At 74.1% G+C, this 21,059-nt stretch carries 20 protein-coding genes and 2 pseudogenes; 15 read left to right on the top strand and 7 right to left on the bottom strand.

The annotated features are described in order from the left end of the window. Positions 1 to 233: 233 nt before the first annotated feature. Positions 234 to 1,901, bottom strand: coding sequence for a tetratricopeptide repeat protein (locus ACFF45_RS21510; RefSeq protein ID WP_381348049.1), 1,668 nt, complete (start codon positions 1,899 to 1,901; stop codon positions 234 to 236). Between the two features lie 519 nt (positions 1,902 to 2,420). Between ACFF45_RS21510 and ACFF45_RS21505 the strand changes: the two genes are divergently transcribed. After that, positions 2,421 to 3,176, top strand: a complete 756-nt coding sequence (locus ACFF45_RS21505) for a carbonic anhydrase (protein WP_381348055.1) — start codon at positions 2,421 to 2,423, stop codon at positions 3,174 to 3,176. A gap of 307 nt (positions 3,177 to 3,483) precedes the next feature. On the opposite strand, the pseudogene ACFF45_RS21500 reads toward ACFF45_RS21505, so the two are convergent. The 3 genes and pseudogenes from ACFF45_RS21500 to ACFF45_RS21490 all read right to left on the bottom strand — a co-directional run. Continuing rightward, positions 3,484 to 3,600 (bottom strand): annotated as a pseudogene (locus ACFF45_RS21500) (alginate lyase family protein); the annotation flags it as partial. An 88-nt stretch (positions 3,601 to 3,688) separates the two neighbouring features. Then, positions 3,689 to 4,123 carry a response regulator gene (locus ACFF45_RS21495; RefSeq protein WP_381348054.1) on the bottom strand — a complete coding sequence of 145 codons (435 nt, stop codon included), beginning with the start codon at positions 4,121 to 4,123 and terminating at the stop codon, positions 3,689 to 3,691. 2 nt (positions 4,124 to 4,125) lie between these two features. Continuing rightward, positions 4,126 to 4,491, bottom strand: coding sequence for a hypothetical protein (locus tag ACFF45_RS21490; RefSeq protein WP_381348048.1), 366 nt, complete (start codon positions 4,489 to 4,491; stop codon positions 4,126 to 4,128). A 123-nt stretch (positions 4,492 to 4,614) separates the two neighbouring features. Here ACFF45_RS21490 and ACFF45_RS21485 point away from each other — a divergent pair, with 123 nt between their 5' ends. The 6 genes from ACFF45_RS21485 to ACFF45_RS21460 all read left to right on the top strand — a co-directional run bounded on the left by ACFF45_RS21485 (position 4,615) and on the right by ACFF45_RS21460 (position 10,994). Next, positions 4,615 to 6,198, top strand: coding sequence for a sensor histidine kinase (locus ACFF45_RS21485; protein ID WP_381348047.1), 1,584 nt, complete (start codon positions 4,615 to 4,617; stop codon positions 6,196 to 6,198). Further along, positions 6,195 to 7,448 (top strand): PP2C family protein-serine/threonine phosphatase, encoded by a 1,254-nt coding sequence (locus ACFF45_RS21480; protein ID WP_381348046.1) that lies wholly within the window; start codon positions 6,195 to 6,197, stop codon positions 7,446 to 7,448. The genes ACFF45_RS21485 and ACFF45_RS21480 overlap by 4 nt, the downstream gene beginning before the upstream one ends. 226 nt (positions 7,449 to 7,674) lie before the next feature. After that, the gene (locus tag ACFF45_RS21475; RefSeq protein WP_381348045.1) at positions 7,675 to 8,367 is read left to right on the top strand and encodes a GAF and ANTAR domain-containing protein; all 693 of its coding nucleotides are present in this window, start codon (positions 7,675 to 7,677) and stop codon (positions 8,365 to 8,367) included. 211 nt (positions 8,368 to 8,578) lie between these two features. Continuing rightward, the gene (locus tag ACFF45_RS21470) at positions 8,579 to 9,640 is read left to right on the top strand and encodes a YihY/virulence factor BrkB family protein (protein ID WP_381348044.1); all 1,062 of its coding nucleotides are present in this window, start codon (positions 8,579 to 8,581) and stop codon (positions 9,638 to 9,640) included. Between the two features lie 134 nt (positions 9,641 to 9,774). Further along, positions 9,775 to 10,224: an SRPBCC family protein gene (locus ACFF45_RS21465; protein WP_381348043.1), complete on the top strand. Its 450-nt coding sequence runs from the start codon at positions 9,775 to 9,777 to the stop codon at positions 10,222 to 10,224. Between the two features lie 206 nt (positions 10,225 to 10,430). Then, a complete protein-coding gene (locus ACFF45_RS21460; protein ID WP_381348042.1) occupies positions 10,431 to 10,994 on the top strand; it encodes a hemerythrin domain-containing protein in 564 nt (187 codons plus the stop codon). Between the two features lie 396 nt (positions 10,995 to 11,390). Here ACFF45_RS21460 and ACFF45_RS21455 read toward each other — a convergent pair whose 3' ends face one another. Then, complete coding sequence (locus tag ACFF45_RS21455) at positions 11,391 to 11,918, bottom strand: hypothetical protein (RefSeq protein WP_381348041.1); 528 nt, start codon at positions 11,916 to 11,918, stop codon at positions 11,391 to 11,393. Between the two features lie 300 nt (positions 11,919 to 12,218). Between ACFF45_RS21455 and ACFF45_RS21450 the strand changes: the two genes are divergently transcribed. Next, positions 12,219 to 13,589 (top strand): hypothetical protein, encoded by a 1,371-nt coding sequence (locus ACFF45_RS21450; RefSeq protein WP_381348040.1) that lies wholly within the window; start codon positions 12,219 to 12,221, stop codon positions 13,587 to 13,589. 45 nt (positions 13,590 to 13,634) lie between these two features. Here ACFF45_RS21450 and ACFF45_RS21445 read toward each other — a convergent pair whose 3' ends face one another. Next, positions 13,635 to 14,090: a flavodoxin family protein gene (locus ACFF45_RS21445; protein WP_381348039.1), complete on the bottom strand. Its 456-nt coding sequence runs from the start codon at positions 14,088 to 14,090 to the stop codon at positions 13,635 to 13,637. 209 nt (positions 14,091 to 14,299) lie between these two features. Between ACFF45_RS21445 and ACFF45_RS21440 the strand changes: the two genes are divergently transcribed. From ACFF45_RS21440 to ACFF45_RS21425, 4 genes and pseudogenes are all read left to right on the top strand, one after another. Continuing rightward, a complete protein-coding gene (locus ACFF45_RS21440) occupies positions 14,300 to 14,983 on the top strand; it encodes a class I SAM-dependent methyltransferase (RefSeq protein WP_381348038.1) in 684 nt (227 codons plus the stop codon). A 76-nt stretch (positions 14,984 to 15,059) separates the two neighbouring features. Beyond that, positions 15,060 to 15,401 (top strand): arginase family protein, encoded by a 342-nt coding sequence (locus tag ACFF45_RS21435; RefSeq protein ID WP_381348037.1) that lies wholly within the window; start codon positions 15,060 to 15,062, stop codon positions 15,399 to 15,401. A 12-nt stretch (positions 15,402 to 15,413) separates the two neighbouring features. After that, positions 15,414 to 15,950: pseudogene (locus tag ACFF45_RS21430) on the top strand (arginase family protein); the annotation flags it as partial. A gap of 469 nt (positions 15,951 to 16,419) precedes the next feature. Next, positions 16,420 to 17,784 (top strand): FAD-dependent oxidoreductase, encoded by a 1,365-nt coding sequence (locus tag ACFF45_RS21425; protein ID WP_381348053.1) that lies wholly within the window; start codon positions 16,420 to 16,422, stop codon positions 17,782 to 17,784. Between the two features lie 90 nt (positions 17,785 to 17,874). Here ACFF45_RS21425 and ACFF45_RS21420 read toward each other — a convergent pair whose 3' ends face one another. Further along, the gene (locus ACFF45_RS21420) at positions 17,875 to 18,669 is read right to left on the bottom strand and encodes an SDR family NAD(P)-dependent oxidoreductase (protein ID WP_381348036.1); all 795 of its coding nucleotides are present in this window, start codon (positions 18,667 to 18,669) and stop codon (positions 17,875 to 17,877) included. Positions 18,670 to 18,837: 168 nt separating this feature from the next. Here ACFF45_RS21420 and ACFF45_RS21415 point away from each other — a divergent pair, with 168 nt between their 5' ends. From ACFF45_RS21415 to tgmA, 3 genes are all read left to right on the top strand, one after another. Then, on the top strand, positions 18,838 to 19,983 hold the full coding sequence (locus ACFF45_RS21415; RefSeq protein ID WP_381348035.1) for a hypothetical protein: 1,146 nt from the start codon (positions 18,838 to 18,840) through the stop codon (positions 19,981 to 19,983). 238 nt (positions 19,984 to 20,221) lie between these two features. Further along, the gene (locus ACFF45_RS21410; protein ID WP_381348034.1) at positions 20,222 to 20,536 is read left to right on the top strand and encodes a DUF1232 domain-containing protein; all 315 of its coding nucleotides are present in this window, start codon (positions 20,222 to 20,224) and stop codon (positions 20,534 to 20,536) included. A 317-nt stretch (positions 20,537 to 20,853) separates the two neighbouring features. Beyond that, the gene (tgmA, locus tag ACFF45_RS21405; RefSeq protein ID WP_218512650.1) at positions 20,854 to 21,045 is read left to right on the top strand and encodes a putative ATP-grasp-modified RiPP; all 192 of its coding nucleotides are present in this window, start codon (positions 20,854 to 20,856) and stop codon (positions 21,043 to 21,045) included. Positions 21,046 to 21,059: the final 14 nt, after the last annotated feature.

The raw sequence follows: 21,059 nt of genomic DNA, 5'->3' as shown, positions 1-21,059 counted from the left end.
AGCGCCGCGCCGGCCGCGCCGGCCACCGGCACCGCGACCGCCGCGCGCAGCACCGCGCGTCTGTGTACGGGGTTCTTCTCTTCTGCTGCGCTCATGGCTGCTCCAGTCGGGGTGAGTCACACCGGGTCAGGCCGTACGCTGCTCACTCCCGCTGGCCGCACGGTGGCGCGCAGCTGAACGGCGGCTTCCGGAAGCCGGTCGGATGATCGCGTGCGGACGCGCGGGGCGGCTCGTCACTCCGGGCCGCGGCAGCCGTCCGGGGCCGCCGTGCGGCAGAAGCAGGAGGACTCGACCGGTACGTCCGCCAGGGCGGCCGCGAACTTCAGCTGCTGCGCCACGATCTCCGCCTCGCCCGCCTTGCCCAGCCGCGTCAGGCACTCGTGGAAGCCGTGCAGGGACCACACGTTGCCGGGGTGCTGCTGGGGGCGGGGCAGGGTCGCGTCGAGTCCGAGGTCGGCCCGGTAGACCGCCTCGGCCTCGGTGAGGCGGCCCTGTTCGAGGAGCAGGGCGCCGTAGGCGTGGCGGGTGGGCTGCATCCAGCCCCAGGGTTCGTCGTAGGGCAGGCCGTCGTCGAGTGCGATGGACCGTTCCAGGGCGGCGAACGCCTCGGCGTGGTTGCCCTTGCGGTACTCCAGTTCGCCGTCGAGCATCTCCGCGGCGACGGCGAGGATGTCGGCGCAGGTGTTGTTGAACAGCGTGCGGGACTGCGGGACACGGGCGGCCGCCTCGCGGAACAGCCGCCGTTCGGTCTCGGCCTGCGCCACGCGGCCGGTGGCCGAGAGGGCCACCCCGCGGGCGTAGTGCAGCATCGCGGTGGTCACGCAGTACAGCTCCGCGTCCGCGGGGAGGGGCAGCCGCAGGATGTCCGCCCAGCGGCCGAAGCGGATCAGGACGTGGACCCGCATGGCGAGGAAGCCCTCCAGCCAGTCGGCCATGGGCGGGCTCTGCACCCGCAGCAGCTCCTCGGTGATGGTCTCCTCCAGCTGCGCCGCGGTCTCCAGGGCGGTCGCGGACCGGCCGAGGAACATCGCGCCGTAGATCTTGAAGTGGTAGTTGTGCGAGCGGTACAGGGTGTAGAAGTTCATCGCGCCGGACCGGGCGAGGAACTTCTCGTCGGCGGCGATCGCCGCGCTGTTGCCCGCGACCACGGCTCGGTAGTCGCCGCACAGCACGTCCAGGTGCGAGGGCATGTGCAGCAGGTGCCCGGCGTCGGGCACCAGGCCGCGCAGCCGGTCGGCGACGGTCAGCGCCGCCTCGGGGGTCGCGGACATCTCCATCAGGTGGATGTACAGGTGCAGCACTCCGGGGTGCCGCCGCCCGTCCTCGGTGGCGAGCGCGCGGTCGAGGACCTCCTTGGCCCGCAGGGTGCGGGCGCCCTCGGCGGGCTCCCCGGTGCGGATGTCCCACAGCTGCCAGGGGGTGAGGTTCATCAGGGCGTCGGCGTACAGGGTGGCGACGTCGAGGTCGTCGGGGGCGAGGTCGTACACCGCGCCCATGCGGTCGGCATACGGCTCGTTCCACACCGAGCAGTCCTCGACAGCCCGCGACCGGGGGTAGCGGGCGCGCAGGGCCTCGATCAGGGCGCGTTCGACGGGTGTGGCGCCGGCCGCGCGGGCGTGGGCGTGTTCCACGGCGGCGTGGGCGCGGTCGACGCTGCTGACCAGTTCCCGCGCGTCGAAGGCGTCCCAGGGTTTGTTGTAGTTGGGGCCGAGGGCGTAGGCGATGCCCCAGTGGGCCATGGCGCAGTCGGGGTCGGCGGCCAGGGCGGCCTCGAAGCAGGCGACGGCCTCCTCGTGGTGGAAGGCGTACGTCCAGACCAGGCCCCGGTCGAACCAGAGCTGGGCTTCGGGGGACGAGGTCGTCACCGGGCGGGTGTGGGTGCCGAGGTCGTAGTAGTCCATCCGTGTCTCCTGTGATCGCGCGGGCGTCGCGGCACCGGCTCGCCGGCCTCCGACCCGGACGATTCTCGGGCGGGCGCGGGAGGTTGGCGGGCGATACGCCCGGGCGGTGGGTGGTGACGACACGAACGGGGGATGCGGAGGTGTTCGGGTCGCACACGCGCGGGGGTGGCCGGCCGGGCGGCGGACACCGGCCGACCGCGGCGGACCGGAGGACCGCGGCGGACACCGGCGGACCGCGGCCGGCACCGGCGGAACACGGCGGACACCGGCGGGCCGGAGGACCACGGCGGACACCGGCGGACACCGGCGGACCAGAGGACCACGGCAGACACCGGCGGACCAGAGGACCACGGCGGACACCGGCGCACCGGAGGACCGCGGTGGCCGCGAAGGCCAAGGGCGCCCCTCCGTCACGTCAAGCACCGGCCAACCCTTGGCCATGAGTTCACCACGCCGCACCATGATTCAGTAGCGCGAACCTCGCAGCCCCGACTCGGTACTACGTTCGAAGCCGTGACCATCCACATCCCCAGCAGAGGCACCGGCCACGCGCCGGCCTCGCCCGCCACGGCGGCACCCGCCCGCCGTGCCCTCCTGCGCGCCGGTCTGACCGGCGCCGCGGCGCTCGGTGCCGGACTCGCCCTCGACGCCTCCCCCGCGTCCGCCGTCACCGCAGCGTCGCGCCACCGCCCCAGCACACCCGCGCAGGCGATGCGCGCGCTGGAGGCGGGCAACCTGCGCTGGCGCACCTACCGCGAGCGGCACCCGGACGAGACACCGGCCGTCCGCCAGGCGCTGACGACGAGTCAGCACCCGTTCGCCGTGATCCTCAGCTGCGTCGACTCCCGTGTGCCCCCGGAGCTCGTCTTCGACCAGGGGCTCGGTGACCTGCTCACCGTGCGCAGCGCCGGCGAGGTCCTCGACGAGGCCGTGCTCGGCAGCGTCGCCTACGGAGTCCTCGAACTGGCCATACCGCTGGTCATGGTCCTCGGCCACCAGTCCTGCGGGGCCGTGCGGGCCGCCGTCGAGGCGGAGCAGTCCGGGAAGCGGCTGCCCGCCCACATCCAGTACCTGGCCGACGAGATCACCCCGGCCATCGACCACACCAAGGCGGGCGACGCCCGGACCGACGCGACCGTCGACGCCAACATACGGCGCGTCCGTTCCCGGCTCGCCGCCGAACCGGACCTGGCCGCCCAGGTGGCGTCCGGCCGGCTGGCCGTCGTCGGCGCCCGCTACGAACTGACGACCCAGCGCGTGCACCCCGTCAGCTGACCCCGCTCAGGTGTGCGGCGGACGGGCCGGCCGGTCCGTCCGCCGCACACCTGTGCGGTCAGTGGGGGTGGTCGCCGTGCGTGCGGGTCTCCTCCGGGGGGTGTTTCGAAAGTCCTGTGCGGTGCCCGCGATGTCCGGTGCACGCTCTCGGTGTGCCGGACGAAAGCCCTCGTACGGGACGTACTTGGGCCTTCGGCCGGTGCGGCGAGAGGGCGTGCCGGGCGCCGTGGGTGCTGTGCGGGACTTTCGAAACACCCCCCGGCCGCGAAGCGGCCATTGCTGCCGGCCGGGCGGTCGCGCTCGGTCAGCGGACGCGGCTGGTCTCCACGACGTGGGAGACGGCGGAGATGCCGTAGCCGGTGTGCGTGCGGCCGCGGCAGGTCTCCCGGGTGAGGCCGGTGACGAAGGCGGACCGGCCCCGCCAGGAGCAGACGTCGCGGAGCACGGCGGCGACCGCGCGTGCCGCGGTCGCCGCCGTCCTGACGGTCAGGGATGTGCTCCCCGGGGCCGGGTCACGCCCGCGGCGGCTTCATCGCCACGTCCAGGTAGAACGTGTCGATGCTGCGCACGGCCTCCTCGAACTGCTCCAGGTTGACCGGCTTGGTGACATAGGCGTTCGCGTGGTGGCGGTAGGCGCCGGACACGTCGTCGGGCGCCGCGGAGGTGGTGAGGACCACCACGGGGATGGTGCGCAGCTCGGCGTCCTCCTTGACCACGGCCAGGAACTCCCGGCCGTTCATGCGCGGCATGTTGAGGTCCAGGACGATGAGGTCGGGGCGCCGGTTCGCCGGGTCCCGCAGGTACTCCAGGGCCTCGATGCCGTCGGCGACCTGGGTGAGGTTGCGGGCACCGCGCTCGGCCAGGGCGTCCTGGATGAGCATCGCGTCGGCGACGTCGTCCTCGACCAGCAGCACGTCGTAGGGGCGGGTGGGGGCGGGGACGGGCATGGTCATGAACTCCGTGGGGCGGAAGGGGTGTGACGTGGGGTACCGCTGGTGATCAGCCCGGGCCAGCGGCGCCGGGCTCCCTGCCGGCTGATGCCGGAGGCCCGGCCGATGTCCGGATAGCCCGCACCGGCCGCCGCGGCGGCACGGGCCGCCCGGTCCGCCAGCTGCTGCGCCGCGCGCTCCACCTGGACGAGCACGAGCAGCTGGGCGAGGGCGTGGTGGCGTGCCGAGCCGGCCGGATCGTCCGGACCGGCCGCCGGCGGGAGCGCGTACCGCGCGCACCGGAGGACGAGTTCGTCGACCGCCTCGGTGACGAGATCGGTCATCTCCCCTTCAGCCTGGGGCAGAGAGAAGTGGGAGGCAGACATGGCACTACCCTAAGGGGCCGCCCCGGGGCACGACAACATCTGTTGTCGGACACGGGTAAGGTGCGTCCCGCAGGGGGCCCTCGACGCGGCCCGGTCACAGGCGAAGGAGTTCAGCAGGCCGTGATGAACGAGCAGCCACCCGGCGCCCGCACCGCCACAGCCGGCTGGACCACCCACCGCTGGCTGCGGGTGAGCGTCGCCGTCACGCTGACGGTGCTGGCCGTACTCGGTTCCCTGGGCGTGTCGGCGATGAACCGCACCTCCCAGCTGACCGAGCAGATCGTGGACCGGCGCGGGCCCGCGCTGACGTACGCGGTCCGGCTGGAGGCCGCGCTGGTCAACCAGGAGACCGGCGTCCGCGGCTACGGCCTGGCCGGCCAGCGGGACTTCTTGCAGCCGTACGCGACCGGGGTGACCGAGGAGCGGGACGCCCTGCGGCGGCTGGAGACGCTGCTGGCGGACGACCGGCGCGGCCGTGCGGAGCTGGCGGCCGTGCGGGAGCTGGCGGGCCAGTGGCAGAGCCGCTTCGCCGTGCCCATCGCGAGCGCGGTCCCGGACCGGGCCGTGCCGCTGGCCGCGGCCCGGGCGGAGGAGGGCAAGACCCGCTTCGACACCCTGCGCCGCGCGCTGACCGCGCAGCAGGCGCACCTGGCGGAGGAGCGGGCCGCCGCCTCCCGGGACCTGCGGCGGGCCACCCATGTGCGCAACTGGACGTTCGCGGGCATCGCGCTGGTCATCGTGCTGGTCGCGGGGCTCGTCTTCGAGGCGCTGCGGCGCGGCATCACCGCTCCGCTGGGCCGGCTCGGGCACACCGCGCGCGAAGTGGCCAAGGGCCGTTTCGAACAGCCGATCGCCATCACCGGCCCCGCCGACCTGCGGCAGCTGGGCCAGGACGTCGAGTCGATGCGCGGGCGCCTGCTGGAGGAGCTGGAGTTCAGCGAGACCTCACGCAGGCTGCTCGACGAGCAGGCGGCCGACCTGCAGCGCTCCAACACCGAGCTGGAGCAGTTCGCCTACGTCGCCTCGCACGACCTCCAGGAACCGCTGCGCAAGGTCTCCAGCTTCACCCAGCTGCTGCAGCGGCGGTACGGCGGGCAGCTGGACGAGCGCGCCGACCAGTACATCGCCTTCGCGGTCGACGGGGCCAACCGCATGCAGGTCCTGATCAACGACCTGCTCGCGTTCTCCCGGGTCGGACGGGTCCTCAACGACCACGAGGAGGTCGCCCTGGAGGACGTCGTCGGCCGCACCCTGGACAACCTCAGCGTGGCGATCGAGGAGAGCGGCGCCGAGATCACCCACGATCCGCTGCCCAAGGCGGTCGGCGACGCGACCCAGCTGGGCATGCTCTGGCAGAACCTGCTGTCGAACTCGATCAAGTTCCGCCGGCCGGACCGGTCCCCGGACATCCGGATCAGCGTCACCGACCCCGGCGACGGCGGCCTGTGGGAGTTCGCCGTGACCGACAACGGCATCGGGATCGACCGGGAGTTCCAGGAGAAGGTCTTCGTCCTCTTCCAGCGGCTGCACACCCGGGACGCCTACCCGGGCACCGGTATCGGGCTTGCCATGTGCAAGAAGGTCGTGGAGTTCCACGGCGGCACCATCCGGATCGACCCCGCGTACACGGCCGGCACCCGTGTCGTGTTCACCCTTCCCGTCGAACGTTCCGCTGCCGCGGACGGCGCGCGAGAGGCACACCCGTGACTGACCCAGCCGTCGAGCAGACCACGCACTACCGCATCGTCCTGGTCGAGGACGACGACGGCGACGCCCTGCTGGTCGAGGAACTGCTGTACGACACCGGGCTGCCGCACACCCTCGTACGGTGCCGGACGCTCGCCGAGGCGCGCGTCCAGCTCATGGCACGCCACTTCGACTGCGTCCTGCTCGACCTGCACCTGCCCGACGCCCTCGGCCTCGGCACGGTGGAGGCGATCCAGCGGACGGACACGCACGCCGCGGTGATCGTGCTCACCGGCCTGGCCGAGTCGCACGCGGGTGTCGACGCGCTGGCCGCCGGCGCCCAGGACTACCTGGTCAAGGGCAAGGTCGACCCGGACCTGCTCCAGCGGGCCGTGCGGTACGCCGTGCAGCGCAAGCAGGTCGAGCGGGCCAGCGCGGACCTCCGGGTCGGCCGGCTGCGCGCCCAGGAGAACGCCCGCCTGGAGCGCGGCCTGCTGCCCACGCCGATCCTGTCCACCGCCTCCGTCACCGCCACCAGCCGCTACTTCCCCGGGCGCGAACAGGCGCTGCTCGGCGGTGACTTCCTGGACGTGGTGCAGACCGACGACGGTCAGGTCCACGCGATCATCGGCGACGTCAGCGGGCACGGCCCCGACGCCGCCGCGCTCGGCGTCTGCCTGCGCATCGCCTGGCGGGCGCTGACGCTGGGCGGGCACCGCGACCACGAGCTGCTGCACCTGCTGGAGCAGATCCACACGGCGGAACGCAGCGGCAGCGACCTCTTCACCACCTGCACGCTCATCACGCTCGACCCGGCGGCGGCCACGGTCACCCTGCATCTGGTGGGCCACCACGAGCCGCTGCTCGTCGGCCCCGCCGGGGCCGACGTGGTGGCCGCCCCGCACGGCATCGCCCTCGGCATCGTGCCCGGCCTCGGGCAGTGGCCGTCGGCGACCGTGCCGCTGCCGCCGGACGGCGCGCTGATCGCGTACACCGACGGCCTGATCGAGGGGTACGAGGGCGACGACAGCGCGCGGCTCGGGGTGGACGGGCTGCTGCGCATCCTCGACGACGTGCGGGAGGCCGACCCGGGCCGGCACCTCGACCGGCTGATCGGCCGGGTCCGCGGCCTCAACGCCGAGCGGCACACCGACGACCTGGCGATCCTGCGCCTCGACTGGACGGCTCTGCCCGCCTCCCGGGCCGGCACGGACGGGACCGGCCGGCACACGGTTCCGGCGCAGCCGTACGGACGGGCGGGCGGGCGTTGAGGCCGCGGGCCGCGGACCGGAGTGGGGGTGATCGCGTCCGGGCGACCGCGGTTGCCGGTCGGGCGGTACGCTGCGAGCAGGGCGGCCGAGCCGGTGCTCGGTCGGCGTCCGGACCGGTCGCGAGCCGGCCGGTACGGGCGGTGGCCGGGTCCGGCGGGTGGTCCCGGCGGTCGGCCTTCGGGCTCCTTCCGACGCGAAGGTACGACGAGCGGGACGGTGGACACGGATGGACTGGCGCGCGTTCGCCGAGCAGATGGCCGAGCTCGCCCGGCACCTGCTGGCGCAGGGCTCCACGCAGGAGACGCTCGACGCCATCGCGGAGCGGGGTGTCGGCCTGCTCGACGGCTGCGACGCGGCCGGTGTCCTGGCCGTGCGCAAGGGCCGGGCGGTGACGCTGTCCGCGTACGGCGACATGGTCGAGGACTCCGACCGGCTGCAGGGGGAGCTGGGTGAGGGCCCCTGCTTCGACGCGGCCCGCCGCGTGAACGGCGAGCGGATGTTCCGGATCACCGACCTGAACGCGCCGCAGCCCGAGTGGCCGCGGTTCGCGCCCGCCGCCCGTGACCTGGGGGTGGGCAGCATGATGGGCTTCCTGCTCTACACCCGCAACGACGACTTCGGGGCCCTGAACTTCTACTCGCGCCGGCCCGGCACCTTCACCCCCGAGATGGAGACGGCCGGCTGGCTGCTCGCCTCGCACGCCGCGGTGGCGCTGGCCAGCGCCCGCACGGTCGATCAGCTCGAACACGCCCTGGACACCCGGCACGCCATCGGCGAGGCCATGGGCATCCTGCGCGAGCGGCACCGACTCGGCGAGGAGGAGGCCTTCGACGTACTGAAGCGCATCTCCCAGACGCACAACGTCAAGCTCCGCGACGTCGCCCAGACCATCCGGGCCAAGGCCGTCCCGGAACGCTGAGCCGGCCGCCGCGGCGATGTGACGCCCGTAATGCCGACGAAGGCGATTCGGCCTCGTACGGGGAGGGGTACTGGGGAGGCAGACGAAACCGGTGCCGCGGCACCGGTTTGGTCAGGTGTCGTGGTTCGGACCAGAGCCACGACACCGTTGCGTCCGACGCACGGGATGACCGGGGACTCATAGGACGGCGCGGACGGGTTACTCGGCATCCATGGCGAAGCTGCATCTTCCAGGGCGTAAAGAACACAAGGCCGAGCAGGCCGAGGAGAACCCGCCGCCGGAGCAGGCCGGGCCCGGGCCCGAGGTGGAGCGCGCGGCGCCCGACACACCGGCGAAGCTGCCGAAACGGTCGTGGGGCGCGGTACTGAAGGGGAGCCTGCGCGAGTTCAAGGACGACGAGCTGACCGACCGGGCGGCGGCCCTGACGTACTACACGGTGCTGTCGCTGTTCCCGGCGCTGCTCGTGCTGGTGTCGCTGCTGGGTGTCACCAGCAAGTCGGTCACGGACCGGCTGCTGGAGAACATGCAGCAGTTCGCCCCCGGCGCCGGCCGCGAGATCATCACCCAGGCCGTGCAGCAGTTGCAGGGCAACGCGGGTGTCGGCTCGCTCATGGCCGTCGTCGGCCTGGTGCTGGCCGTGTGGTCGGCGTCCGGCTACGTGGCGGCGTTCATGCGCACCTCGAACGCCGTGTACGACGTGCCCGAGGGCCGGCCGATCTGGAAGATCCTGCCCGTCCGGGTCGGGCTGACCGTCGTGCTCATGGTGCTGGCGGTGGTCAGCGCGGTGATCGTGGTCTTCACCGGCGGTCTGGCCAGCCGGGCCGGGAACGCGCTGGGGCTGGGCGACGCCGTGGTGACGGTCTGGTCGATCGCCAAGTGGCCGGTCCTGGTCCTGCTGGTGACGCTCATGATCGCGCTGCTGTACTGGGCCAGCCCGAACGCCAAGGTCAAGGGCTGGCGGTGGATCACGCCGGGCAGCTTCCTGGCGCTGCTGATCTGGATGGCAGCCTCCGCGGGCTTCGCCTTCTACGTCGCCAACTTCGCCTCGTACAACAAGACGTACGGCACCATGGCGGGCGTCATCGTCTTCCTCGTCTGGCTGTGGGTGACCAACCTGGCCATCCTGCTCGGCCTGGAGTTCGACGCCGAGACCGCACGGCAGCGGGCCATCGCCGGTGGCCATCCGCCCGAGGCCGAGCCGTACACCGAGCCGCGGGACACCCGCGCCTGGGACGAGCAGGACCGGCGGCGGGTCGAGGACGGCGCGCCCTGAGCACACGTCCGGCACGTCTGACAGGTCCGGCACGTCCGTCGAGGATCACCAGGCATACCGGCCGCCCAGCCTGGTACTCGACGTCCTATCCATGACACGACGTGTTCCGCAGGGACACCGAGCGAGGGAGCTGCATGTCGAAGGTAGAGGAATCCATCAAGGTCGACGTCCCGGTGCACACCGCCTACAACCAGTGGACGCAGTTCGAGTCCTTCCCCGCGTTCATGGGCGGTGTCGAGCGGATCGAGCAGCGCACCGACACGCTCACGCACTGGGTGACGAAGGTCGGCGGCGTGCGACGGGAGTTCGACGCGCAGATCACCGAGCAGATCCCCGACGAGCGGGTCGCCTGGACGACGGTCGGCGGCGAGGCCGAGCAGGCCGGAGTGGTCACCTTCCACCGCATCGACGACGGCACGACCAAGGTCATGCTCCAGATGGAGTACGACCCCGAGGGCCTGACGGAGACCGTCGGCGACAAGCTGGGTGTGGTGAAGCGGCAGGTCACCGGGGATTTGAAGCGGTTCAAGGAGTTCATCGAGGAGCGCGGCGCGGAGACGGGCGCCTGGCGCGGCGAGGTCTGACCGCCGCGCGTCCCTCCGGAGGGCTGGACCGTACGCCGGTCCAGCCCTTCCGGTGGTGTGTCCGCGCCGGTGCCCGCGGCCGGAGCGGCGGTGCGGCCGGGCGGGTGAGGTGCGGTCACGCCGGTGTGAGTCCGTCGGGGCAGGGCACTCGGGCGCGGTGGCGGCTCCGCCCGGAGCCCGCCGTGCGCACGCAGGAGGCAAGCATCATGGGACATGGTGGAAACGTCATCGACGAGCTGGTGACCGATCACCGTGAGGTCGAGGAGCTCTTCGGTCGCATTGAGGCGCTGCCGCCCGGCGACAAGGACCGGAAGCTCCACGCCGACCAGGTCACGATGGAGCTGGTCCGGCACTCGGTGGCCGAGGAGGCCTACCTCTACCCCGCGGTACGCGAACACGTGCCGAACGGCGACGCCCTGGCCGACGAGGAGCTCGAGGACCACGCCAAGGCCGAGCAGATCATGAAGGACCTGGAGGGCTGCGACGCGGACGACCCGGAGTTCGACCGCCTCATCGGCATGCTGATGACCGAGATCCGTTCGCACGTGGCCGACGAGGAGGAGAACCTCTTCCCCGCGCTGCGGGCCGCGTGCCCACCGGAGGCCCTGGACGAGCTGGGCGACAAGGTCCGCCGGGCGAAGAAGACGGCACCGACCCGTCCGCACCCGTCGGCCCCGGACACACCGCCGCTGAACAAGCTGCTGGCCCCGGGCGCGGGGCTCGTGGACCGGGTGCGGGACGCGTTGTCGGGCCGTGGGAAGCACGCATGAGGTGACCGGCATCCGGTGAGACCACCGAGGCCGCGGCCGGCGGACGCCTCCTCGCGTCCGCCGGCCGCGGCCTCGGCCGTTCGGCGTCCCTGCACCCGCGCACAGCCGCGGGCGGGCCGACATCCAGGACAGCCCCGGCGAGGCCGACATCCACGGGCATGTCCCGCGGGGCCTCGGACAGGGCTGACTGACTTCCCCGGGCCGGCCTCCCCGGGCGGGCGGCTTCGGACGGGCTGAGCTTTCCGGGCGGGCAGGCCCACGCATCGGCTTCCGAGCGCCCCCGCCCGTGGTCTCACGGCGTGCGCGTCCGCCGGTCGCCGTCTCGCACGGCCTCGTCCCTGGGCCCCCGTCCCCTCGGGCCGCCGCGGCGGGGGACCTCGCCCGCCGGTCGCCGTCTCAGGCGATCAGTGCCCGGCCCGGCCCCAGGCGGTCCAGCAGGCCGTCCTGGTGCAGCTCGGCGATCGGGGCCACGAGCTGCGGGTGGCGCAGCAGTGCCGCCGCCTCGCGGTCGTGGCTGCCGGGCGCGACCAGGCGGCCGAACTCCGCCGGCGTGCCGGTCGTGTGCGCGCCCTCGGCCAGCGCGGCGACCGCCAGGCGGGCCAGCTCGGGGTCGGTGAGCAGGCACGCGGCCCAGCTCGCCACGACCTCGTCCACCCAGGTCCGCCAGGCGTGAGCGGGGTCGTGGGCCTCGGTGCCCGCGTCCGCGCCGGTGATCCAGTCGAGCCGGCCGGAGCCTCCGGGGCCGGCCATCCCGACCAGCGCGGCGTCCATCGACGTCGGATACCGCAGCCACGCCGCGACCGTCACGGCCTGCCGCGCCTGCGCCTCGCACAGCGCGGAGGCCAGGGCGCCGCCGGACGCCGGGTACGCGCGCGTGAGCCACTGGGCGGTCGCCGCGATGAGCGGGGAGAGGTCTGCGAGCACTGCCGGGCCGTCCGGGTCCTGGCGCGGGAGCCGTCCGCGCCTCGTACGAGGGGAAGGGGTCAGGGCCAAAACGGTAGCCCGCGACCCCGCCGGGACGACATGGCCCGGGCCGCATCCATCGCGTGGCTTCGGCCACACGCCGGCGGACGGACAGGGCGGCGCAGGGCGTCGGCCGGGACGTCACACGGCCGCGTCACCCGGGTGGCGAGGCGGCGGGGCCGGTCCTAGTAATGGTCACGGACACAGCGTGTCGCGTTTCGGCAGCGCAGGAGCGGCCGCACGACTCCCTTGGAGCCCAGGATGACCACGCGCTCATCACCACAGCAGTCGAACCCGTCCGCCATATGCGCCGGCGAGTCCGCCGCGGCCGGCGGACCGCCGGCCGTCGCCGCGCCCGCCGGTGGGCCGCCGCCCGTCATCGCCGCCGAAGGACCGTCGTCCGTGGCGGTCCCGCTCGGCGGACCGCCGTCCGACACGGTCCCGCTCGGCGGACCGCCGTCCGACATCTTCCCCGTGGGCGAACCGCCGCGGGTGGCCGCCCCCGCCGGCGGACCACCGGCCGGCATCGCGCCGGCCGCCGACGCGGTCCACGCCGTCGGCGCGCTGCCCGGCACCGACACGCCCGCGGGCCCGCTGGACGACACGGCCCCGCAGCCCCCCGCGGCACCCGGCGGCGCCGGGACCGGCCCGGCGGCACCTTTCCCGGAGGCGCTGGACCCGGTCGGCGAGCTCGTCCACGCCGCCGTCAGCGACCGGCCGCTGGAGGAGATCGTCCGGCTGGTCACGCTGATGGAGCAGTCGCCCGAGTACGCCCAGACCGTCGTCGCCGTGCTGCGGGCGGTCGCGGTGGACCGTTCCGTAGAGGACGTGGCCCGTCTGGTCGTCGAACTGACCCGGCCGCCGCGCGAGGCGGACAGCGCCGACGAGACGATCCGCATGGCGGTCGAGCGGCGGTGCGTCGAGGACGTGTCCCGGCTGATGGCGCTGCTGCACCAGGCCGCGCTGCAACCGCACTGCGGCCAGGAGGCGGTCCGCGCGGCCGCCACCGGGCGGCCCATAGAGGAACTCGTGGAACTGATCGGACGGCTGGCCCAGGAGCGGCGGAGCGAGGTGGCCGCGCGGCCGCCCGCCCCGGCCGCCGCCGGGCCGGACCGGGCGAAGGCCCCGGCGCCGGACTGCGAGGCGGCGCGTCCGCGCGCCCGGCGGTCGCTGCGGGTACGGCGTGCGCGCCGGCCGGCGGAGCCCAGGAAGCCGGTGTTCTGGCCGAGCTGGCTCGCCGCCGCCGCGCTCGTCGTGTGCGGCGCGGCGTACTTCCCGCTGCGCCGGGACGGCGCGCCGCTCAGCGCCGTCGGGCTGACGCTCGGCATGTCGGGGGTGTGCCTGACGCTCGCCGTCGTGCTGGCGCTGCGGACCAGCGTCCCGGCGTTGCTGGCGGGCATGCTGCTGCCCGCCGGGCTGGCGGGCGCCGGGCTGCTGGAGAGCCGGGTCGGCTCGCCGGGACTGTCGCGGGCCATGCAACTCACGGTGGCCCCGCCGTGGAGCGCCGGCCTGACGGCGGCGTGCGCGTCACTGGCCTCGCTGGCGGCCCTGCTCCTGCTGCTGATGGTCCAGGTGGCGGACCGGTATCCGGCACCGGGTCCGACGGCCGGGGCGAGCCGGGCGGCGGAATGACCGGGCCGCCGGCCGGGGCCGGGCGGACGGCGGCGGCCCCGGCCGCTACCCCTCCGTCAGCCCGGCCGCGACCGCCGCGCCCAGTTCCCAGCACCGCTCGATGCCGGCCCGGTCCGGCTCACCGGTCACGGTGACCGCCTCGGCCGCGCGCCGCCAGCCCAGGCCGGTCGTGACCGCCTCGATGCCGCGCACCGCGCCGGTGACGTCGTTGCCGCCGTGCACGTAGTAGCCGAAGGGGCGGCCGCGCGTCTGGTCCAGGCACGGGTAGTAGACCTGGTCGAAGAAGTGCTTGAGGGCGCCGGACATGTAGCCGAGGTTCGCCGGGGTGCCCAGCAGGTAGCCGTCGGCGGCCAGTACGTCGGACGCCGTGGCGGACAGCGCGGCGCGCCGCTCGACCCGGACGTTCTCGATCTCCGGCGTGGTGGCACCGGAGATCACCGCCTCCAGCATGGCCTGGCAGTGGGGCGAGGGCGTGTGGTGGACGATCAGCAAGGTGGTCACGCCCGCACCCTCCCGTGACGCCCCGCCGCAACCGGCGACCGGGCTCCGCCCCCGCGTTCCCGCTCCGAGCCCGCTGCCGCCCGCTCCCGCCCGGCCGCGGCGGGCCCGGACGCCCCGCCCGGCCGAGGTCCCCCGCGCCCGGTCCGTCGGCGCTCCCCCGCCGGGGCGTCCCGTGCCCGCCGTTGTGGCCCCGGCCGCCGGGTGCGATCATGCCCGGCACGACCACGACGAAGGGGAGCACCGTGACCGAGGAAGATCACCGGCCGCCCGCCGCAGCCGTGTTCGACGCGATCGGGACGGCGTACGAGACGGCGTTCGCCGGGTCCGAGGCGCACCGCGCGTCGCTGGAGTGGCTGCTCGGCCGGCTGGCACCCGGCAGCCGGGTGCTGGACGTGGGCAGCGGGACCGGGCGCCCCACCGCGCAGACGCTCGCCGGGGCGGGCCACGACGTCCTCGGCGTGGACGTCTCGCCCGTGATGGCGGACCTCGCGGCCCGGCAGGTGCCGGGCGCCGCGTTCCGGTGCGCCGACATCCGCACCCTGCCGCTCGCCGACGGCTCGTTCGACGCGGTGTGCGTCTACTTCTCCCTGCTCCAGATGGCCCGCCCGGAGCAGTCCGCCCTGGTAGGGCGGCTGGCGCGGGCCGTGCGGCCCGGCGGGTACCTGGTGCTCGCCACGGTGCCGCTGGACGTGGAGGACGTCGAGGCCGTCTTCATGGGGCAGCCGGTACGGGTGACCAGCTTCGGTGCGGAGGAGTTCGCCGCGCTGGCGGGCCGGGCGGGACTCACGGTGCTCCGGCAGGACCGTGCGGTCTTCACCCCGGCGCACCCGGAGGCGGTCCCCGAACCGCACCTGTTCCTGCACTGCCGGCGGGACGGGGACCCGGCCGGCTGACCGGCCGCGCCGGGCGGTGTCCGCCTCCGTGCGCGACGATGAACCGGTGGGCGGCCACCGGTGAAGGGACGGCGACGTGCGGGAACTGGCGATCATCGAGGCGCCGTCCGTCCTGGGGCTGCGTCCGACCGGCGTGGAGGACCTGCCGGCGGCGCTGTTCGCCGCCGGGCTGCTGGACGTCCCGGGCGCGGTCCGGGCGGGCCGGGTGGCACCGCCCGCCTACGACCCGCGGCGCGACCCCGGCACCGGCGTCCTCAACGGCACCGGCATCGCGCAGTACTCCGTCCGGCTCGCCGACGCGCTCGGCGGTGTCCTGGGCACCGGCCGCTTCCCCGTCGTGCTCGGCGGCGACTGCAGCATCCTGCTCGGCAACCTGCTCGCCCTGAGGCGGGGCGGCCGGTACGGCCTGCTGTTCTAGGACGGCCACACCGACTTCTACCAGCCGGCGGCGGAACCGGCGGGTGAGGCGGCCTCGATGGAACTGGCCCTGGTCACGGGCCGCGGCCCCCGCCTGCTCACCGACCTAGAAGGCCGCGGGCCCCTGGTGCGCGACGAGGACGTGGCCGTCCTCGGCCACCGGGACGCCGCGGAGTCCGCCCAGCTGGGGATGGAGCCGCTGCCGCCCGGGCTGTACGCGCGGGACCTCGCCGGGGTGCGCGCCGCCGGGGCCGCCGCGGCCGCACGCCACGCGGTCGAGCGGCTGGCCCGGGTCCCCGGCGGCTACTGGGTGCACCTCGACGTCGACGTCCTGGACGACGCCGTGATGCCGGCGGTCGACTACCGCCAGCCCGGCGGACTGACCTGGCTGGAGCTGGAGGACGTGCTGAGCACGGCCCTGGCCGACCCGCGGGCCGTCGGCCTGGACGTCACCGTCTTCAATCCCCGTCTGGACCCCGACGGGAGCATCGCCGCCGGCCTGACCGCGTGCCTGCGCCACGGGCTGGCCGCCCTGACGGCCCCGGGCTGACGGACACCCGTCGACGGCCCCGGCCGGGCGGAATCTGTGGGCGGGCGGGGCGCTCCGCCCGGAGCGGGTACCGGGCGGAGCTGCGCAAGGACCGCACGCAGGCCTTCGGCCTGCCGCGGTCCGGCGCCATCGAGGCCCGGAGCGACCGGGTCCTCCCGCTCCGGGAGGCCGGGCCGCCGGGCCGCGGCGGACAGCGGGCCCGCGCGGCGGATCTCCGGAAACGTCGGCAGCAGGTCGAGGGGCGGCAGGCCGCCGCGGGTGTCGTGCCGGACCTCAGACAGAAGGAGAGCACCGCAGACAGAAGGAGAGCACCGCGGCCTGTACCGTACTCGGAGCCCCTTCGCACCGGCTGGTGCATCCCATAAGGCGCGCTTATGAGCTCATAGACCGGACCCGCGTACCAGGTTAGGATTGCCTTAGCTTAGGCTTCCCGTCGAGTCGCATGTCACCGCTCGAAGGGAACCTGATCATGCCGCGCCCGCTGCGGGTAGCCATCGTCGGAGCCGGTCCGGCCGGGATCTACGCCGCCGACGCCCTGCTCAAGTCCGACGTGGCCGCCGAACCCGGCGTGTCCATCGACCTCTTCGAGCGGATGCCGGCGCCGTTCGGACTGATCCGCTACGGCGTCGCCCCCGACCACCCCCGGATCAAGGGCATCATCACGGCCCTCCACCAGGTCCTCGACAAGCCGCAGATCCGGCTGTTCGGCAACGTCGACTACCCCACCGACATCAGCCTGGACGACCTCCGCTCGTTCTACGACGCGGTGATCTTCTCCACCGGCGCGACCGCCGACCGCGCGCTGCCGATCCCGGGCATCGACCTCGACGGCTCCTACGGCGCCGCCGACTTCGTCTCCTGGTACGACGGCCACCCGGACGTGCCGCGCACCTGGCCGCTGGAGGCGGAGAAGGTCGCCGTCCTCGGCGTCGGCAACGTGGCGCTCGACGTGGCGCGCGTCCTGGCCAAGACCGCGGACGAGCTGCTCCCCACGGAGATCCCGCCGAACGTCCACGACGGGCTCAGGGCCAACCGGGCCAAGGAGATCCACGTCTTCGGCCGGCGCGGCCCGGCGCAGGCGAAGTTCAGCCCGATGGAGCTGCGCGAGCTGGACCACTCCCCCACCATCGAGGTCATCGTCGACCCCGAGGACATCGACTACGACGAGGGCTCCATCGAGACCCGGCGCGGCAACAAGCAGGCCGACATGGTCGCCAAGACGCTGGAGAACTGGGCGATCCGCGACGTCGGCGACCGGCCGCACAAGCTGTTCCTGCACTTCTTCGAGTCCCCGACCGAGATCCTGGGCGAGGACGGCAAGGTCGTCGGCCTGCGCACCGAGCGCACCGAGCTGGACGGCACCGGCAACGTCAAGGGCACCGGCGCCTTCACCGACTGGGACGTCACGGCGGTCTACCGCGCCGTCGGCTACCTCTCCGACAAGCTGCCCAAGCTGCCCTGGGACATCGACTCGGGCACGGTCCCGGACGAGGGCGGCCGGGTCATCGAGGAGAGCGGCAGCCACCTCCAGTCGGTGTACGTCACCGGCTGGATCCGGCGCGGCCCGGTCGGTCTGATCGGCCACACCAAGGGCGACGCGAACGAGACGGTGGCCAACCTGCTGGACGACTTCGCCCACAGCCGGCTGCACACCCCGTCGGCGCCGGGCCCCGAGGCCGTCGACGCCTTCCTCGCCGAGCGGAACGTCCGCTTCACCACGTGGGAGGGCTGGTACCGGCTGGACGCCGCCGAGAAGGCCCTGGGCCAGCCGCAGGGCCGCGAGCGCGTGAAGATCGTCGAGCGCGAGGACATGCTCCGGGAGAGCGGCGCGTGAGCGTGCGGCGCACCTGACGGCGAGGGGCCCGGCGACCGTCCGCCGGGCCCCTCCCGCACGTCCGGCGGACGAGCCTCCGTCCGCCGGGCACTACGGCAGGATCGAGTCCACGTACCCCCCGTCGACCCGTACGGCCGCGCCCGTCGTGGCGGACGCCAGCGGGGAGCTCAGGTAGACGACGAGGTGAGCGATCTCCTCCGGTTCGATCAGGCGCTGGAGCAGCGACTGCGGGCGGTGCTCCCGCATGAAGACCCGCTGGGCCTCGTCCCAGGGCAGGTCGCGGCCGACCAGCCGGTGGACGAACTCCTCGACGCCCTCGGTGTGGGTGGGACCGGCGATGACGGAGTTGACGGTGACCCCGCTGGCGGCCGCCTCCTTGGCGAACCCGCGGCTCACCGCCAGCAGCGCGGTCTTCGACATGCCGTAGTGGATCATCTCGGCCGGGATGACGACGGCGGAGTCGCTCGCGATGTTGAGCACCCGGCCCCACCCCCGGCCGGTCATCCGGGGGAGGTACGCGCGGATCAGCCGGACCGCCGACAGGACGTTGATCTCGAAGTAGCGGCGCCACTCGTCGTCGGTGATGTCCAGCGCGGGGGCGGGTCCGAAGATGCCGAGGTTGTTGACCAGGATGTCGGCGTCGGGCAGGGCCTCCACGGCACGGGCGGCACCCTCCTCGGTGCCCACATCGGCGGCGACGGGCACGAACACGCCGTCCGGCACCTCCGACCGCAGTTTCTCCACGCTCCTTTCGAGGCGTTCCGCGTCACGTCCGTTGACGCCGACGCGGGCGCCCGCGCGGGCCAGGCCCACCGCGATCGCCGCTCCGATGCCCTGGGAAGAGCCTGTCACCAGCGCGGTACGCCCGCCGAGGTCCACGTTCACGGGTCGGTCCTTTCCGCCGTTAGGGTCGGCCGATGTCCTCCTGCCCACCATCGCCGGCCTCGCACCCGACCGCGGGCGGACACGTCGCCGGGTGCCCCCCGGTGATCCCGGACCGTCCGCGGCGACGATACTGGCAGTCGCTCGTCGCCCCCGTTCACAGATGGACTCATGTCGACCTCCACCTCCGTCCGCCCGATCACTCCCCCCACCGTGTGGCTGGCCCGCGGCCGCCATACCGGTCCCGCCGCGGAAGACGTCCTGCGGCGGCACGCGCAGCAGCTCAAGGAGAGCGGGGTGGTCCGCGACTGGCTGGAGCTGCCCGAGATCGAGGCCGTGCCGGAGCGGGTGGTCGAGGCGCGCTGGGAGACCGGCGACGGGGTGACCGTGCGGGCCAGGCTGTCGCTGGCGCACGGCCCGGCCGGAGGGCGGGAGTGGGTGCTGGCGGCGGAGGCCGAGGCCCCGTGGGATCCGCGCTGGCCGTCGCCGGCGGAGATGTTCTGGCCGGACGATCCCGACGCGGCCTGGGACCACGAGGCGGAGACGGGCGCGCTGCTGCGCCTGAGGGACGTCAACCCGCTCCCCCCGGACGACAAGGAGATGCGCCGCCTCCTCAAGGACGCGGCACGCGCCGGGTGGGCGATCCACTTCGTCGTCCACGAGGCCATGACGCCCGACGCGCGCGGCCGTCTGCCGCTCGCCCGGCTGCTGCCGCCGGGGCTGCGGCACCGGGTGGTGGAGCACCGGGCCGCGCCGCACCAGTTGCGGGCCGTGAACTGGGCGCTGCGGGACTGCGGGGTGCAGGTGCCGCGCGGCGGTGCCGTGGTGCTGCCCGGCGCGCCGGCCCCGGAGGACTTCGACGCCGACGCCTTCGCCGTGCGCAGTGTCTTCCTGGACGGCTCGGCACCGGCCGAGCTGATCGAGGCGCTGAGCCGGTTCGCCGCCTCGCCGCGGCCGCTGCCGGACGGGGCGCAGGAGGTGCTGACCGCGCTGCGGGAGGACTGGCACCTGCTGACCCTGGAGGAGGAACTGGCGCGCGAGCGGGCGCTGGTGAAGATGTACGCCGAGGCGCTGGAGGCCATGACCAGGTCCCGGGACCTGTACCGGGAGGCCGCCGAGCGCGCCCACGAGGCCCTCGCGATCTACCGCGAGTCGGTTCCCGCGCTGCCCGCGCCGCCCGCGCGCGAACAGCCGCAGGACCCGCCCGCCGCGTCCCCGCTCCAGCAGCTGACCCGCACCCTGGAACGCCTCACCGGCGGCGGGAAGGCCCGGCGCCCGGCGGGCGGAGAGCAGGGGGACGGCGGCCCGGCCGGCTGACCGGCGCGGACCGGGGGACACCGCGCCCGTCGCGTGCTCCGGCGGTCGTTCGCCGGCGGTCCGTTCACCGGCAGTCCGCGTTCACCGGCAGTCCGTTCACCGGTGTCCGCCCAGGCACAGCCGTACCGGGCCGGCTGTGCCGAGGGGCACAAACGCCCCAACGGAGGCGATACATGGGCCGTATCAGGGAATCCAACAAGGGCACGCGCGGAGCGGTGCACCGGATTGAGGAGGGCCCGTGGATTCCACCACAGCAGTGCTCGCCGTCGTCGCCGTGCTCGCGGCGCTCGTGCTCGCCGCGGCCGTGGGGCTGCTGGGACGGCTGATCCGGGCCCGGCGCGGACTGCGGCGGGCCGGGCTGCCGACCGGACCACGCTGGGTGTTCTGGGGCGCCGTCCTGTACTTCGTCCTGCCGGCCGACCTGGTACCCGATCCGGTGTACCTGGACGACGTCGGCGTCCTCCTGCTCGCCCTGCGCACCCTGCGCGCCCCCCTCGCCGCACGGGCGCACCGCACCCCGGCCGAGGCCGGCCGGCCCGGCCGAACCGCCTGACGTTTCCGGACGGACCACCGCACTCCGCACCACGGCCCGCGGCCGCCGCCCGCGCCGCGCGCCCCCACGACCGCCCTGACGCGCCCCACCGCCGCTCCGCGTGCGCGGCTCCCGCCCCCACGACCGGTCAACCGACCGACCCCGTCGGCCGTCTCAGGTTCAGAGCGACCACCTCGCCCCGTGATCACGGAGCGTAAGGAAACCAACCACCCGTTCGATTCGTATAAGTCCTTGGAAGTCCGGGACACCGAACGGACGATGCCACCGCACACGGCGGGCCGACGGCCTGGCCGGGGCAGCACCGAGAGGAAGAGACGATGCAACCGTTCGCGCTCAACTACGCACGTCCGGCGGCGGAGTTGGACGTCGCCACGCCGTACGCGTACGACCCCGGCCTGCAGGTGAACGTGCTGTTCGACGGGCGGATCGCCGCCACGGACCTCGCCCTGCTCAGGGAGCTGGCGACGACGACCTCGACCGCGGGCTCCAAGACCCACTTCGACGACTGACCCCGGACCGTCGA

Source organism: Streptomyces cinereospinus (assembly GCF_042430725.1).
GTDB lineage: Bacteria > Actinomycetota > Actinomycetes > Streptomycetales > Streptomycetaceae > Streptomyces > Streptomyces cinereospinus.
This window is presented reverse-complemented; position numbering and strand designations above follow the sequence as displayed.

What these genes read in the sequence shown, in the direction of transcription:
- ACFF45_RS21485 (WP_381348047.1), top strand. Translation starts at nt 4,615, where the DNA reads ATGAACGAGCAGCCACCCGGCGCCCGCACCGCCACAGCCGGCTGGACC.
- ACFF45_RS21415 (WP_381348035.1), top strand. Translation starts at nt 18,838, where the DNA reads ATGTCGACCTCCACCTCCGTCCGCCCGATCACTCCCCCCACCGTGTGG.
- ACFF45_RS21450 (WP_381348040.1), top strand. Translation starts at nt 12,219, where the DNA reads ATGACCACGCGCTCATCACCACAGCAGTCGAACCCGTCCGCCATATGC.
- ACFF45_RS21460 (WP_381348042.1), top strand. Translation starts at nt 10,431, where the DNA reads ATGGGACATGGTGGAAACGTCATCGACGAGCTGGTGACCGATCACCGT.
- ACFF45_RS21425 (WP_381348053.1), top strand. Translation starts at nt 16,420, where the DNA reads ATGCCGCGCCCGCTGCGGGTAGCCATCGTCGGAGCCGGTCCGGCCGGG.
- tgmA (WP_218512650.1), top strand. Translation starts at nt 20,854, where the DNA reads ATGCAACCGTTCGCGCTCAACTACGCACGTCCGGCGGCGGAGTTGGAC.
- ACFF45_RS21490 (WP_381348048.1), bottom strand. Translation starts at nt 4,491, where the DNA reads ATGTCTGCCTCCCACTTCTCTCTGCCCCAGGCTGAAGGGGAGATGACC.
- ACFF45_RS21470 (WP_381348044.1), top strand. Translation starts at nt 8,579, where the DNA reads ATGGCGAAGCTGCATCTTCCAGGGCGTAAAGAACACAAGGCCGAGCAG.
- ACFF45_RS21475 (WP_381348045.1), top strand. Translation starts at nt 7,675, where the DNA reads ATGGACTGGCGCGCGTTCGCCGAGCAGATGGCCGAGCTCGCCCGGCAC.
- ACFF45_RS21495 (WP_381348054.1), bottom strand. Translation starts at nt 4,123, where the DNA reads ATGCCCGTCCCCGCCCCCACCCGCCCCTACGACGTGCTGCTGGTCGAG.
- ACFF45_RS21440 (WP_381348038.1), top strand. Translation starts at nt 14,300, where the DNA reads ATGCCCGGCACGACCACGACGAAGGGGAGCACCGTGACCGAGGAAGAT.
- ACFF45_RS21510 (WP_381348049.1), bottom strand. Translation starts at nt 1,901, where the DNA reads ATGGACTACTACGACCTCGGCACCCACACCCGCCCGGTGACGACCTCG.
- ACFF45_RS21465 (WP_381348043.1), top strand. Translation starts at nt 9,775, where the DNA reads ATGTCGAAGGTAGAGGAATCCATCAAGGTCGACGTCCCGGTGCACACC.